This is a genomic window from Streptomyces sp. NPDC002602, from assembly GCF_042889445.1.
GTDB lineage: Bacteria > Actinomycetota > Actinomycetes > Streptomycetales > Streptomycetaceae > Streptomyces.
Map to the genome: position 1 here is coordinate 553,154 of NZ_JBIAQX010000002.1, position 13,872 is coordinate 567,025.

At 70.4% G+C, this 13,872-nt stretch carries 11 protein-coding genes; 1 reads left to right on the forward strand and 10 read right to left on the reverse strand.

Annotation, left to right across the window (positions count from 1 at the left end):
* Positions 1-38 precede the first annotated feature (38 nt).
* From ACFYW3_RS07895 to ACFYW3_RS07940, 10 genes are all read right to left on the reverse strand, one after another.
* Positions 39-1,964 (reverse strand): TIGR03960 family B12-binding radical SAM protein, encoded by a 1,926-nt coding sequence (locus ACFYW3_RS07895; RefSeq protein ID WP_351375818.1) that lies wholly within the window; start codon positions 1,962-1,964, stop codon positions 39-41.
* A 92-nt stretch (positions 1,965-2,056) separates the two neighbouring features.
* Entirely contained in the window at positions 2,057-3,646 is a 1,590-nt protein-coding gene (locus ACFYW3_RS07900) for a CHAD domain-containing protein (protein WP_389385834.1), read from the reverse strand.
* 69 nt (positions 3,647-3,715) lie between these two features.
* Entirely contained in the window at positions 3,716-4,915 is a 1,200-nt protein-coding gene (gene rodA, locus ACFYW3_RS07905) for a rod shape-determining protein RodA (RefSeq protein ID WP_351755030.1), read from the reverse strand.
* Complete coding sequence (mrdA, locus tag ACFYW3_RS07910; RefSeq protein WP_389385836.1) at positions 4,915-7,086, reverse strand: penicillin-binding protein 2; 2,172 nt, start codon at positions 7,084-7,086, stop codon at positions 4,915-4,917. Before mrdA ends, rodA begins: the two co-directional genes overlap by 1 nt.
* 13 nt (positions 7,087-7,099) lie before the next feature.
* Positions 7,100-7,795, reverse strand: a complete 696-nt coding sequence (gene mreD / locus ACFYW3_RS07915) for a rod shape-determining protein MreD (protein ID WP_351755024.1) — start codon at positions 7,793-7,795, stop codon at positions 7,100-7,102.
* A gap of 13 nt (positions 7,796-7,808) precedes the next feature.
* On the reverse strand, positions 7,809-8,750 hold the full coding sequence (mreC, locus tag ACFYW3_RS07920) for a rod shape-determining protein MreC (protein ID WP_053674944.1): 942 nt from the start codon (positions 8,748-8,750) through the stop codon (positions 7,809-7,811).
* Positions 8,751-8,924: 174 nt separating this feature from the next.
* The gene (locus tag ACFYW3_RS07925; RefSeq protein ID WP_008738981.1) at positions 8,925-9,944 is read right to left on the reverse strand and encodes a rod shape-determining protein; all 1,020 of its coding nucleotides are present in this window, start codon (positions 9,942-9,944) and stop codon (positions 8,925-8,927) included.
* 329 nt (positions 9,945-10,273) lie between these two features.
* Positions 10,274-10,684: a nucleoside-diphosphate kinase gene (gene ndk, locus ACFYW3_RS07930; RefSeq protein ID WP_053674942.1), complete on the reverse strand. Its 411-nt coding sequence runs from the start codon at positions 10,682-10,684 to the stop codon at positions 10,274-10,276.
* Between the two features lie 109 nt (positions 10,685-10,793).
* On the reverse strand, positions 10,794-11,147 hold the full coding sequence (locus ACFYW3_RS07935) for a DUF4233 domain-containing protein (RefSeq protein ID WP_053674940.1): 354 nt from the start codon (positions 11,145-11,147) through the stop codon (positions 10,794-10,796).
* Positions 11,148-11,151: 4 nt separating this feature from the next.
* Complete coding sequence (locus ACFYW3_RS07940; protein ID WP_389385837.1) at positions 11,152-12,690, reverse strand: bifunctional folylpolyglutamate synthase/dihydrofolate synthase; 1,539 nt, start codon at positions 12,688-12,690, stop codon at positions 11,152-11,154.
* Between the two features lie 117 nt (positions 12,691-12,807).
* Between ACFYW3_RS07940 and ACFYW3_RS07945 the strand changes: the two genes are divergently transcribed.
* Positions 12,808-13,857 carry a rod shape-determining protein gene (locus tag ACFYW3_RS07945; RefSeq protein WP_389385838.1) on the forward strand — a complete coding sequence of 350 codons (1,050 nt, stop codon included), beginning with the start codon at positions 12,808-12,810 and terminating at the stop codon, positions 13,855-13,857.
* Positions 13,858-13,872: the final 15 nt, after the last annotated feature.

Sequence of the window (13,872 nt, forward strand, 5' to 3'; positions counted from 1 at the left end):
TCTTCGACAGCCGTCGGGTCACCGCCTTCGCACGACGGTCACTTGACGACCGTGAGCGGCAGCAGCTTCTTGCCGGTGGGGCCGATCTGGATGTCGAGGTCGAGCTGCGGGCAGACGCCGCAGTCGAAGCACGGGGTCCAGCGGCAGTCCTCGACCTCGGTCTCGTCGAGGGCGTCCTGCCAGTCCTCCCAGAGCCAGTCCTTGTCGAGACCGGAGTCGAGGTGGTCCCAGGGCAGGACCTCCTCGTAGGTGCGCTCGCGGGTCGTGTACCAGGCGACGTCCACGCCGTACGCGGGCAGCGCCTTCTCGGCGGCCTGCATCCAGCGGTCGTAGCTGAAGTGCTCGCGCCAGCCGTCGAAACGGCCGCCGGACTCGTACACGGCGCGGATGACGTCACCGATGCGCCGGTCGCCGCGCGAGAGCAGGCCCTCGACGATGCCGGGCTTGCCGTCGTGGTAGCGGAAGCCGATGGAGCGGCCGTACTTCTTGTCGCCGCGGATCTTGTCGCGGAGCTTGGTGAGCCGCGCGTCGGTCTCCTCGGCGCTCAGCTGCGGCGCCCACTGGAAGGGGGTGTGCGGCTTCGGCACGAACCCGCCGATCGACACCGTGCAGCGGATGTCGTTCTGACCGGAGACCTCGCGGCCCTTGGCGATGACGTTGACCGCCATGTCGCCGATCTGGAGGACGTCCTCGTCGGTCTCGGTCGGCAGGCCGCACATGAAGTACAGCTTCACCTGGCGCCAGCCGTTGCCGTAGGCGGTGGCGACGGTGCGGATCAGGTCCTCTTCCGAGACCATCTTGTTGATGACCTTGCGCATGCGCTCGGAGCCGCCCTCGGGGGCGAAGGTCAGGCCGGAGCGGCGACCGTTGCGGGTCAGCTCGTTGGCGAGGTCCACGTTGAAGGCGTCCACGCGGGTCGACGGGAGGGACAGGCCCACCTTGTCGTCGGAGTAGCGGTCGGCCAGGCCCTTGGCGATGTCGGCGATCTCGGTGTGGTCCGCCGAGGAGAGCGACAGGAGGCCGACTTCCTCGAAGCCGGTCGCCTTGAGGCCCTTCTCCACCATCTCGCCGATGCCGGTGATGCTTCGCTCCCGCACGGGGCGCGTGATCATGCCGGCCTGGCAGAAGCGGCAGCCTCGGGTGCAGCCGCGGAAGATCTCCACGGACATCCGCTCGTGGACGGTCTCGGCGAGCGGGACCAGCGGCTGCTTCGGGTAGGGCCACTCGTCGAGGTCCATGACCGTGTGCTTGGAGACGCGCCACGGGACGCCGGAGCGGTTCGGGACGACACGGCCGATACGGCCGTCGGGCAGGTACTCGACGTCGTAGAACCCGGGAACGTAGACGCCGCCGGTCTTGGCGAGGCGCAGCAGCACCTCCTCGCGTCCGCCGGGTCGGCCTTCGGCCTTCCAGGCGCGGATGATCTCGGTCATGTCGAGGACGGCCTGCTCGCCGTCGCCGATGACCGCGCAGTCGATGAACTCCGCGATCGGCTCGGGGTTGAAGGCCGCGTGGCCGCCCGCGAGGACGATGGGGTGGTCGATCGTGCGGTTGCGGGCCTCCAGCGGGATGCCCGCGAGGTCCAGCGCCGTGAGCATGTTGGTGTAGCCGAGCTCGGTGGAGAAGGAGAGCCCGAAGACGTCGAAGTCACCGACGGGGCGGTGGGAGTCGACGGTGAACTGCGGGACCTTGTGCTCGCGCATCAGCTCTTCGAGGTCCGGCCACACGCTGTAGGTGCGCTCCGCGAGGACGCCCTCGCGCTCGTTCAGCACCTCGTAGAGGATCATGACGCCCTGGTTGGGCAGACCGACCTCGTACGCGTCCGGGTACATGAGCGCCCAGCGGACGTCCGTGCTCTCCCAGGGCTTCACGGTGGAGTTCAGCTCACCACCGACGTACTGGATGGGCTTCTGCACATGCGGGAGCAGAGCTTCGAGCTGTGGGAAGACCGACTCGGACATCACGCGACTTTCGTGAAGCGGGCAGGGGGCGACTCTCAAGCGTACCCCGATGCCCGGCGGCCGCCCGCCGCCAAGATCACCGGCCACGGCGGGACCTATCCGTTGAGGTCCACCCGGTCCCGTACGGCCGCCGCCTTGCGCCAGACCTCCGGGAGCCGGCGTTCGCTCCGCTCGGCCAACGACTCCTCGCGGCCGTACAACAGGCCCCAGGTGAAGGCGGACTCGCCCGCGGCGGTCGCCTGGACGGCGATCGTTCGCAGGGCCTCGCGGGCGACCACGCCGTCCTGGTGGTCACCGAGCAGGGTCTGGACCTTCTTGGCGGCCTTGGACAGGTGTGCGGCGGGCTTACCGAGGGCGGGTACGGCGGCGTCCGCCGCGTAGCGGGCCCGCTTGGCGGCCTTGCGGGCGGCGTGCAGGGCCAGGTCCCGGTCGTGTCCGGGGGCGAGGTCGAGTGCCGTCTCGACCCTGCCGGCGAGCCGTTCGAAGTCGTGCGTCACCGCTGTGGGCAGGACCTCTTCGGCCGGGCGCCCGGCGGCCTCGCGCAGGGGCGGGTCGGCCAGCAGGGCGTCGAGGGCGTCCAGCAGGGCGACGTACCGGTCGCTGTCGAGTGCGGCGAGGGCCTGTTGCCGGGCGGCGTGGCCGCGGGTGGTGTCCCAGACGCGCAGTCGGCCGCGGACCGGGCCGAGCCGCAGGGTGTCGGGGAGTTCGCCGAGGTGCGTCAGGAGGCGTTCGGCCATGACCTCCTGGTCGCGGGCGACGCCGAGTTCGGCGGCGAGCCGGCGCAGTTCCTCCCCGAGCGGGTCGGTGGCCGCCCGGTCGAGGACCTTGCGGTACGTCTTGAAGGCGCTGCGCATCCGCCGCATCGCGACCCGCATCTGGTGGACGGAGTCGGGCAGGTCCCTGCGGACGGCGGGGTCCTGGGCGACCAGGGTGTCGCGCTGTTCGCGCAGGTACCCGAGCACCCGCGCGCCGGCCGTGTCCTCGGCGGGCCCGGTCTCGGTCCGGGCGGGGGGCGCGCCGCCCGTCTCCGTGAGCGCCCGGGCGAGTTTCGAGGGGGCCTCGCAGACCCGCAGGCCCTCTTCGCGGAAACGCCGTTCGACGGCGTCGAGCAGTTCGGGGTCCACCCCGTCGGCCAGTTCCACCTCCACCTCGGTCCAGGTGGCCCTGGCCTTGCCCCGCCTGGCCCGGACGGTGTCGGTGGACAGTTCGGCGAGCACGGCTCCGTCGGCGTCGAGCAGGTGGCTGACCTCGCGGGAGGAGCGCAGCCGTACCTGCGGTTCCAGACGGCCGTCGCGCACCCGGGAGCGGACCAGTTCGGCGAGCCGGTCGGGGACGGTGTCGCTGAGCGGTGCCCGGACCTCGTCGCGGACGTCCGGGGAGACGGGCAGTTTGAGGTGCCAGCCGGCGTCGGCGCCGCCGGTGCGGCGGCGCAGGGTCAGCCCGTCGGCGGCGAGCCGCTGGTCGGGGGTGTCCCAGTAGACGGCGTCGAGGTCGACGGTGCCCTGCGGGGAGACGGTCTCGACGCCCGCGGTGCCCGTCAGGTCCGGCAGCCGGGGGCGGTCCTTCCGGGCCGGTTTCCGGTCGGGGGGACCGGACCGGTCGGGGGAGCCCGAACCGCTCCCCCGCCCCGCGTCGGCTTGCGTGAACTCGAATTTCCGCTCGATCTCGCGCTTCGTCTCGGCCATGCTTCGAATCTAGTCCCGCCCGGCCGGCGGCGAGAAGGTCGGCAGGAGCCAAACCCGCCGCCCGGGTGATCAGGCCGAAAGGGGCCGTTGCACCCGGATCGATTGCAGCAGCCCCACCGCGATCCACACGGCGAACATCGACGAGCCTCCGTAGGACACGAAGGGCAGCGGCAGCCCCGCGACCGGCATGATCCCCAGGGTCATCCCGATGTTCTCGAAGGACTGGAAGGCGAACCAGGCGATGATCCCGGCGCAGACGATCGTCCCGTACAGCTCGGTGGTCTCGCGGGCGATGATGCAGGCCCGCCACAGGATGATGCCCAGCAGGACGAGGATCAGCCCGGCCCCGATGAAGCCGAGCTCCTCCCCCGCGACCGTGAACACGAAGTCGGTCTGCTGCTCCGGCACGAACTGGCCGGTGGTCTGCGAGCCCTTGAAGAGGCCCGAGCCGGTCAGTCCGCCGGAGCCGATGGCGATGCGCGCCTGGTTCGTGTTGTAGCCGACGCCGGCCGGGTCGAGTTCGGGGTTGGCGAAGGCGGCGAAGCGGTTGATCTGGTACTCGTCGAGGACGCCGAGCTGCCAGATCAGGATGGCCCCGCCGGCGCCGGCGCCGATGAGGCCCAGCACCCAGCGGTTGGAGGCGCCGGAGGCCAGCAGCACGCCGAGCACGATGACGACCATCACCATGACCGAGCCGAGGTCGGGCATCAGCATGACGATGCCCATCGGGGCGGCGGCCAGGCACAGCGCCTTGACCACGGTGCGGTGGTCGGGGTGAGCGAGGTCGCCCGCGTCCACCCGGGTGGCCAGCAGCATCGCCATGACCAGGATGATCGTGATCTTGACGAACTCGGAGGGCTGGATGGAGAATCCGCCGCCGATCACGATCCACGCGTGCGCGCCGTTGATGGTCGCGCCGAGCGGGGTGAGCACGGCGATGATCAGCAGCAGCGAGAGCCCGTAGAGGGCCGGGACCGCGCCGCGCAGGGTGCGGTGCCCGAGCCAGATCGTGCCGATCATCAGCACCAGGCCGATGCCGGTGTTCAGGGCGTGCCGGAAGAGGAAGTAGTACGGGTCCCCCTGGTTCAGGGAGGTCCGGTTGCGGGTCGCCGACCACACCAGCATGGAGCCGATGAAGGACAGCGCCAGCGCGCAGAGGAGTATCGGCCAGTCGAGCCGGCGCACCACCGAGTCGCGGGCGGTGAGTTTGGCCATGGCTCCGCGTTCCGGGGCGTACCGGGCTACGGAGAACTTGTTCGCGGTCTGCATCAGTCCTGCCTTGCTGCGGGCGGTGCGGGCGGCCCGGCGAGCGCGGGCACCTCCTCCGGGGACGGGCGCACGTAGGGCCTGACCACGGGGGCGTCGATGGATCCGTCGGGTTGGATGGTCGGCAGGTTCGCCTCCGGCTTGATCAGCAGGGCGCTCTTCACGTCCTGCTTGCCGGCCATGTCCAGACCGTAGATGGCGTTGTACACGTTGCGCACGGCGGGGCCGGATGCCCCGGAACCGGTACCACCCTGGGAGATCGTCATGACGATCGTGAAGTCCGAGGTGTAGGTGGCGAACCAGGAGGTCGTCTGCTTGCCGTAGACCTCGGCGGTGCCGGTCTTGGCGTGCATCGGGATCTCCTTCTGCGGCCAGCCGCCGAACCGCCATGCGGCGGTGCCCTCGGTGGCGACGCCGGCGAGGGCGCCGTCCATCTTGACGAGGGTCTCCTTGGTGACCGGCAGTCGGCCGTGGGCGCGCGGCGGGATCTTCTCGACCCGCTTGCCGTCGGCGCTGATGATCGCCTTGCCGATGGTCGGGTTCCACATGGTGCCGCCGTTGGCGATGGCCGCGTAGATGGTGGCCATCTGGATCGGCGTGACGAGGGTGTCACCCTGGCCGATGGAGTAGTTGACGGCGTCACCGGCGCGCATCAGGTTGCCTTCGAGGCAGTTCTCGTAGGACAGCAGCTCGACGTAGGTGCCGCCCTTCTTCCCCGTCTTGCACCACACGTCCTTGTTGGCCGCCCAGAACCGCTGCTTCCACTGGCGGTCCGGGACCCGGCCCTTCTCCTCGCCCGGCAGGTCGACGCCGGTCTCGGCGCCGAGCCCGAACTGGTGGGCGGTCTTGTAGAAGATCTCGGCCGGGCGCTTCTTCGGCTTGAGCCCGCCGTCCTTCAGCCACTGCTGGTGGCCGAGGGCGTAGAAGACGGTGTCGCAGGAGACCTCCAGAGCCCGGCCGAGGGTGATGGAGCCGTGGCCCTGGGACTCGAAGTTCTTGAAGACCTGTCCGCCGATGGAGTACGAACTGGGGCAGGGGTACTCGCCGTCGAACTTGTACCCGGCGTTGACGGCGGCGGCGGTCGGGATCACCTTGAAGATGGAGCCCGGCGCGGCCTGGCCCTGGATCGCCCGGTTCATCAGCGGGACGTTGGAGTCCTTGGCGGTCAGCTTCGCGTAGTCCTTGGCGGAGATCCCGCCGACCCAGACGTTCGGGTCGTAGGTCGGGTTGGAGGCCATGGCGACGACGCGGCCGGTCTTGGACTCCAGGACGACGATGGCGCCCGCGTCGGCCTTGTAGGGAACGCCCGTGTTGCGGTCGATCTGCTTGCGCGCCTCGATCATGGCCTCGTTCAGCTCGAACTCGGCGACGGCCTGGACGCGCGCGTCGATGCTCGTCACGAGGTTGGCGCCGGGGATCGCGGGATCGTTCTGGGCCATGCCGATGACCCGGCCGAGGTTGTCCACCTCGTAGCGGGTCACGCCGGACTTGCCGCGCAGGTGCCTGTCGTAGGTGCGTTCCAGGCCGAAGCGGCCCACCTGGTCGGAGCGCAGGAAGGGCGAGTTGGTGTCCTTCGCCCGGGTGATCTCGCCGTCGGTGACCGGGGAGAGGTAGCCCAGCGCCTGTCCGGTGTTGGCGCCGCCGGGGGCGGCGTAGCGGCGGACCGCGGTGGGCTCGGCCGTGATCCCGGGGAACTCCTCGGGGCGTTCGCGGATCTGCAGGGCCTGCTGGGTGGTGGCCTTGTTGGTGACCGGGATCGGCTGGTAGGGGGAGCCGTTCCAGCAGGGCTGGGGGGTCCGCGAGTCGCAGAGCCGGACCTTGTCCATGACGTCCTGCGGCGTCATGTCCAGTACGTCCGAGAGCCGGGTGAGGACCCCCTTGCCCTTGTCCTTCATCTTCATCAGTTCGGTGCGGCTGGCGGAGACGACCAGACGGGTCTCGTTGTCGGCGAGCGCGATGCCGCGCGCGTCGAGGATCGAACCGCGCACGGCGGGCTGGACGACCTGCTGGACGTGGTTGTTCTTCGCCTCGTGGTAGTACTCGTCGCCGTTGCGGATCTGGAGGTACCAGAGGCGCCCGCCGAGGGTGAGGAGCAGGGAGAAGACGAGCACCTGGATGATGACGAGTCGGATCCGCACCCGGGAGGTGCGGCCGGTGTCGGGGTTGTTGCTCACGCCTTCTCCTCCCTCACAGTTTCTTGACGCTCTTCACACCCTTGACGCCCTTTATGCGGCCGGCCCGGTTGGCGCGTCCGCGTGCGGTCTTCAGGCGCAGTCCACCGCGCTGGCTGCCGATGCGCAGCCCCGTGCCGCCGGCCAGCCAGCCGGAGGAGACGTCCTTGCCCTGGGGCGGGCCGCCGCCGGCCTCGACGGCCATCGGGTCGTTCTCGGCGCGCCGGGCGAGCGCCATGATGAACGGCACGGTGAAGGGCGCGAGCAGCAGGTCGTAGAGGGTCGCCGTGAACAGCAGGCCGGCCAGGCCGACGTGGCGGGCGGCGGTGTCCCCGACGAGGGCGCCGACACCCGCGTACAGCAGGGTGGAGCCGATCGCGGCGGCGACGACGGTCAGCATCGGACCCCAGGCCGAGCGGAACCGCCCGTTGTCGGGGCGGGCCAGGCCGACGAGGTAGCCGATGAGGCACAGCACGAGCGCGTACCGCCCGGCGGCGTGGTCGGCGGGCGGCGCCAGGTCGGCGAGCAGGCCGGCGCCGAAGCCGATGACGGCCCCGCTGAGGTGGCCGTACACCAGGGCGAGGGCGACGACGGTGAGGAGGACCAGGTCGGGTACCGCGCCGGGCAGTTGGAGCCGGCCGAGAACGGCGACCTGGACCACGAGGGCGACCACCACGAGCGTGGCCGAGAGCAGGATCCGGTTGAAACGCATGGACGGTCAGCTCCTACTCGTCGTCCGGCTTGCCGGGCACACTGGCGGACGGGGTGACCGTGACGGTGACCGTCGGGGTGGGCTTGGGGGCCGCGGGCTTCGGGGGGAGGACCGCGTCGCGCGGGTCCTCGCGCGGCGGCATCACGACGACGCCGACGATGTCCAGGCGCGAGAAGCCCACGAACGGGCGCACCCAGACGGTACGGGTGAGGTCTCCGCGGGAGGGGTCCACCTTGACCACCTCGCCGATCGGCACGCCGGGCACGAAGGGCTTGTTGCCGCGCGAGCCGAAGGTGACGAGCCGGTCGCCCGCGTTGATCTTGGCCTTGCCGTTGAGCATCTGCACGGACAGGGCGCGGTCGCCCTGGCCGGTGGCGAAGCCGAGTTCGCCGGTCTTCTCCAGTCGGGTGCCGACGGTGAAGTCGGGGTCGTTGGCGAGGACCACGGTGGCGGTGTCGGGGCCGACGGTCGAGACCCGGCCGACGAGGCCCTCCCCGTTCAGGACGGTCATGTCGCGCTCGATGCCGTCCTTGCTGCCCGCGTCGATGGTGACGGTCCAGGAGAAGCCCTGGGCCGCTCCTATCGCGATGACCTCGGCGCCCTTGATGCCGTACTGGCCCGCGCCGGCCCGCTTGAGCATCTCGTCGAGCTCGCGGACGCGGCTGCGGTTCTGGTCGTCGCTGCCGAGCTTGGCCTTGAGCGCGGTGTTCTCGCGCTCCAGCGTCGCGATCCGGTTGTGGCGCTCGCCGGAGTCGCGTACGGCTCCTATGGCGTGGGCCACCGGATCCACCGCCGTCGCCACGCCCTTCTCGACGGGGCCGAAGACCGCTGCGGCGGCCTGTCGGGCACCGTCGACCGGTGACTCCTCGCCCGCTCTGATGTCCACCGTGATCAATGCGAACGCGATGGCGATCAGAAGCACCAGGAGCAGCCGGCTCTCTCGTGTGTCCCTCACGTGCGGCGGCCGTGCCTTCCTCGTAGATACCCGTGCGGCAGAGCCGCTCCGGTGAGACGTGCAGCTGTGATCACACCGGACTGTTGCCTGTATATCAACGATCCGCCGCACCGGCGCGCTAGCACCCGTACGGCGGATCCTTGTGTTCCGCGTGCCCCGTGGACGGGGAGTCGATCACCGCCGGGGCTGGGCGTCCAGAACCTGCTGGAGCGCTTCGAACTCCTCCACGCACTTGCCGGAGCCGAGCGCGACCGAGTCGAGCGGATCCTCCGCGATGTGGATCGGCATGCCGGTCTCACGGCGCAGCCGCTCGTCCAGGCCGCGCAGCAGCGCGCCGCCGCCGGTCAGGACGATGCCGCGGTCCATGATGTCGCCGGAGAGCTCCGGCGGGCACTTGTCCAGCGTCGTCTTGACCGCGTCGACGATGGCGTTGACCGGCTCCTCGATGGCCTTGCGGACCTCGGCGGCCGAGATCACGACCGTCTTCGGCAGCCCGGACACCAGGTCCCTGCCGCGGATCTCGGTGTGCTCGTCCTTGTCGAGGTCGTACGCCGAACCGATGGTGATCTTGATCTGTTCGGCGGTGCGCTCACCGAGGAGGAGCGAGTACTCCTTCTTGATGTGCTGGATGATCGCGTTGTCCAGCTCGTCACCGGCCACCCGGATGGACTGCGCCGTGACGATTCCGCCGAGGGAGATGACGGCGACCTCGGTGGTGCCGCCGCCGATGTCCACGACCATGTTGCCGGTGGCCTCGTGGACGGGCAGGCCCGAGCCGATGGCGGCGGCCATGGGCTCTTCGATGATGTGTACCTGGCGGGCGCCGGCCTGCGTGGACGCCTCGATGACGGCGCGGCGCTCCACTCCGGTGATGCCGGAGGGCACGCAGACCACGACGCGCGGACGCGCCAGGTAACGGCGCTTGTGGATCTTGAGGATGAAGTACCGGAGCATGCGCTCGGTGATCTCGAAGTCGGCGATCACGCCGTCCTTGAGGGGCCTGACGGCGACGATGTTGCCGGGCGTCCGGCCGATCATCTTCTTCGCCTCGGAGCCGACCGCCAGGATGCCACCGGTGTTCGTGTTGATGGCGACCACGGACGGCTCGTTCAGGACGATCCCCCGGCCCCTCACGTACACCAGCGTGTTGGCGGTCCCGAGGTCGATCGCCATGTCACGGCCGATGAACGACATAGTGTTCCCCTTGTTCCCCATGAGGAGCGTCTGGCCTTCCAGTTGATAGCGGCTGCTGTCAGGTCGGCGAGGTGGGTGTGTGGGTGGAGGCCCCATCGTAGTGCCGCGTGTACGGACATCGCGCGACGGGACTCCGGCAATCCCGCCGGAACGGATACCCGCCCCCTTAGTGGTGACGTCGTGTCCTGCACATGCGTTCCCCGTCTGCGCCGGTAATACCGAAGGGCGACCGAAATTACTTCGGTCGCCCCAGGTCGTGAGCGCTATTCGGCTGATCTCGCGTCAGAGGAGACTGCGGTGGCAGCGTTCCGCTTGATGGGGGAACGGCCTCAGAGCGCGGGGAAGAACAGCTTCAGCTCGCGCTCCGCGGACTCCTCGGAATCCGAGGCGTGGATCAGGTTCTCCCGGGTGATGGAACCGAAGTCGCCGCGGATCGAGCCGGGCGCCGCGGCGATCGGGTCGGTCGGGCCGGCGAGGCCGCGAACACCCTCGATCACGCGCTCGCCCTCGACCACGAGGGCGACGACCGGGCCACCGGACATGAAGCCCATGAGGGGCTCGTAGAACGGCTTGCCCTTGTGCTCGCCGTAGTGCGCCTCCAGGGTCTCCTGGTCGAGCGTGCGCAGCTCCAGCGCGGGAATGGTCCAGCCGGCCTTCCGCTCGATGCGGCCGATGATCTCGCCGATCAGGCCACGACGGACGGCGTCGGGCTTGAGCAGGACGAGCGTGCGCTGGGTCATGTGGAAACTCCTTGCGGCAAACGGGTGCGGTGGGACGAATCTACAGGTGCGGCGGGGCCGGACCGCGCCCGCCGGGCGCCGGCCGCCCAGGGGTGACGCACCCGTGACCTCAGGCCTGCGCCTCGTGCTCCGGATGGGCGGCGGCCCAACGGGCCTTCACGTCGTCGATGCGGCGTCCGTAGTGCACGGAGCACCACCACAGACCGGCGAAGACCGCCCCGAGGAAGAACATCGTCGGCACCACGAAACCGCTGAGGATCAGACCCACCTGAAGGGCCCATCCCAGTTGCACCGCGCCGGGCCGCGACAGCATCCCGCACAGCAGGATCGACAGCAGCATCGCGACGCCGCACACCGTCCACACGGTCGCCTGGGTCAGGTCCGGGTCCTTCATGGCCACCAGGCCCGCGAAACCGATCACGAAGAACTCGCCGATCAGCGTGCTCGCGCAGAGCGTGCGCATTCCCTCAGCCCCTCTTGAACAGCAGGCGGGCCTCGCCCACCGTGATCACCGAGCCGGTCACCAGGACCCCGGCCCCGCCGTATTCGGCCTCTTCCTCCGCCAGGGTGATCGCCGCCTCCAGGGCGTCGTCCAGCCTCGGCTCCACCTGCACCCGGTCGGCCCCGAAGACCTCCACCGCCACGCCCGCCAGCTCGTCGGCCGACATCGCCCGGTGGCTGGAGTTCTCCGTGACCACGATCTCCGCGAAGATCGGCTCGAAGGCCTCCAGGACGCCCCTGACGTCCTTGCCCTCGCTGGCGGCCATGACCCCGATCAACCGGCTGAAGCCGAACGCCTCGGTGACGGCCTCGGCGGTCACCCGGGCCCCCGCCGGATTGTGCGCCGCGTCCAGGACCACGGTCGGGCTGCGCCGCACGACCTCCATGCGGCCCGGCGAGGTCACCGAGGCGAAGGCCTTGCGCACGGTGTCCGTGTCCAGCTCCCGCGCGTGCTCCGCGCCGACCCCGAAGAAGGCCTCGACCGCCGCCAGCGCCACGGCCGCGTTGTGCGCCATGTGGGCGCCGTACAGCGGGAGGAAGATGCCGTCGTACTCGCCGCCCACGCCGCGCAGGGTCAGCATCTGGCCGCCGACCGCCACCTCGCGGGAGACGACCCCGAACTCCATGCCCTCGCGGGCCACGGTCGCGTCGACCTCGACGGCCTTCTTCAGCAGCACCTGCGCCGCGTCGACCGGCTGCTGCGCCAGGATGACGGTGGCGTCCTGCTTGATGACCCCGCCCTTCTCCTGCGCGATCTCGCCGGGGGTGGAGCCGAGCCGGTCGGTGTGGTCGAGGCTGATCGGGGTGACCACGGCGACCACGCCGTCGATCACGTTGGTGGCGTCCCAGGTGCCGCCCATGCCGACCTCAACGACCGCCACGTCCACGGGGGCGTCCGCGAAGGCCGCGTAGGCCATCCCGGTGAGCACCTCGAAGAACGACAGCCGGTACTCCTCGGCGGCGTCGACCATCTCCACGTACGGCTTGACGTCGTGGTAGGTCTCCACGAACCGCTCCGGGGTGATCGGCGCCCCGTCCAGGCTGATCCGCTCGGTGACCGACTGCACGTGCGGGCTGGTGTAGCGGCCGGTGCGCAGTTCGAAGGCGTTCAGCAGGGCCTCGATCATGCGGGCGGTGCTGGTCTTGCCGTTGGTGCCGGTGACGTGGATGGACGGGTACGCGCGCTGCGGCTCGCCCAGGACGTCCATCAGCGCGGCGATCCGCGAGACGGACGGCTCCAGCTTCGTCTCGCCCCAGCGGCCGGCCAGCTCCTGCTCCACCTCCTGCAGCGCCTTGGCCACCTCCGGGTCGGTGGGGACGGCGGGCACCTGCTCGCCCAGCGGCGCTCCGCCGTGTGCGCGCAGGGTGCGACTGCCGGCCTCGATCACCGCCAGGTCGGGGTCGCGGTCGGACTCCTCCGCGATGATCTGGTCGAACGCGTCGATCCCGTCGAAGGGGCGGCCCGGTTCGTCGGGGCCATGGCTCTCGGGCTGCTGCTCACTCACGGGGCCAGTCTACGGACGAGGACCCGCGGGACTTTCGGCCCGGCCGTTTCAGGACCTTCGGCGATCAAAGCGACCGGATCGTTATGCAAGCCTTGCGGGCAGGAGATAGGGGAACAAATGCCGCAGGCCAGCAGCAACAAGACGAAGTCCAGCCGCGACATAGGGATCGACCTGGGGACCGCGAACACGCTCGTCTACGCCCGGGGCCACGGAATCGTCCTCAATGAGCCGTCCGTGGTCGCCGTGAGGGCCGGTACGACCACCGCGCTGGCCGTCGGAACCGAGGCCAAGGAGACCATCGGCCGCACCCCCGGCTCCATCACCGCGATCCGCCCCCTCCAGGGCGGGGTGATCTGCGACTACGAGGCCGCCGAGGAGATGATCCGGCACTTCGTCCGCAAGGCCGTCCCGGGCCGCCGCCCGCGCACCCGCATGGTGGTCTGCGTGCCGTCCGGGGTCACCCCGGTCGAACGACGGGCCATCGTGCACGCGTCCACCCGGGCCGGCGCCAAGACCGTGCACCTGATCGAGGAACCGATGGCGGCGGCGATCGGCGCCGGGCTTCCCGTGTCCGAGGCGCGCGGCTCCATGGTCGTCGACATCGGCGGCGGCACCACCGAGGTGGCCGTCATCTCGCTCGGCGGCATCGTCACCGCCCGGTCGCTGCGGGTGGGCGGGGACCGACTGGACGCGGCGATCATGGACCATGTCCGCAAGGAGCACGGGCTGCTCATCGGCGAGCGCACCGCCGAGGACGTCAAGGTCGCCATCGGCTCGGCCTGGCCGGTCCCGGAGCGGCCGGAAGCGGAGACCCGCGCCTTCACCGTGCGGGGCCGCGAGAGGGTCGGGGGAATGCCGAAGACCCTGGAACTGACCGCCGGCGACGTCCGGGCCGCCCTCGACGAACCGGTCGAGGCGATCATCGCCGCCGTGCGCGGCACCCTGGAGGAGTGTCCGCCGGAACTGTCGGGCGACGTGATGGAGCACGGCATCGTCCTCACCGGCGGCGGCGCCCTGCTTCCCGGCCTGGACCTGCGCATGGCCTCCGCGACCGGCATCCCGGTGTTCGTCGCGGACGCCCCGCTGGACTGCGTGGCACTGGGGTCGGGCAAGTGCGTCGAGGACCTCGACACCCTGAACGGCCTGCTCTCCCCCGCAAAGGCCTGACCGCCGGGCCGCGCG

Bases quoted from the DNA above. Each gene is read 5' to 3' on its own strand.
- ACFYW3_RS07900 (WP_389385834.1), bottom strand. From the start codon at position 3,646: ATGGCCGAGACGAAGCGCGAGATCGAGCGGAAATTCGAGTTCACGCAA.
- ACFYW3_RS07925 (WP_008738981.1), bottom strand. From the start codon at position 9,944: ATGTCGTTCATCGGCCGTGACATGGCGATCGACCTCGGGACCGCCAAC.
- ACFYW3_RS07935 (WP_053674940.1), bottom strand. From the start codon at position 11,147: ATGCGCACGCTCTGCGCGAGCACGCTGATCGGCGAGTTCTTCGTGATC.
- rodA (WP_351755030.1), bottom strand. From the start codon at position 4,915: ATGCAGACCGCGAACAAGTTCTCCGTAGCCCGGTACGCCCCGGAACGC.
- ndk (WP_053674942.1), bottom strand. From the start codon at position 10,684: ATGACCCAGCGCACGCTCGTCCTGCTCAAGCCCGACGCCGTCCGTCGT.
- mreD (WP_351755024.1), bottom strand. From the start codon at position 7,795: ATGCGTTTCAACCGGATCCTGCTCTCGGCCACGCTCGTGGTGGTCGCC.
- ACFYW3_RS07945 (WP_389385838.1), top strand. From the start codon at position 12,808: ATGCCGCAGGCCAGCAGCAACAAGACGAAGTCCAGCCGCGACATAGGG.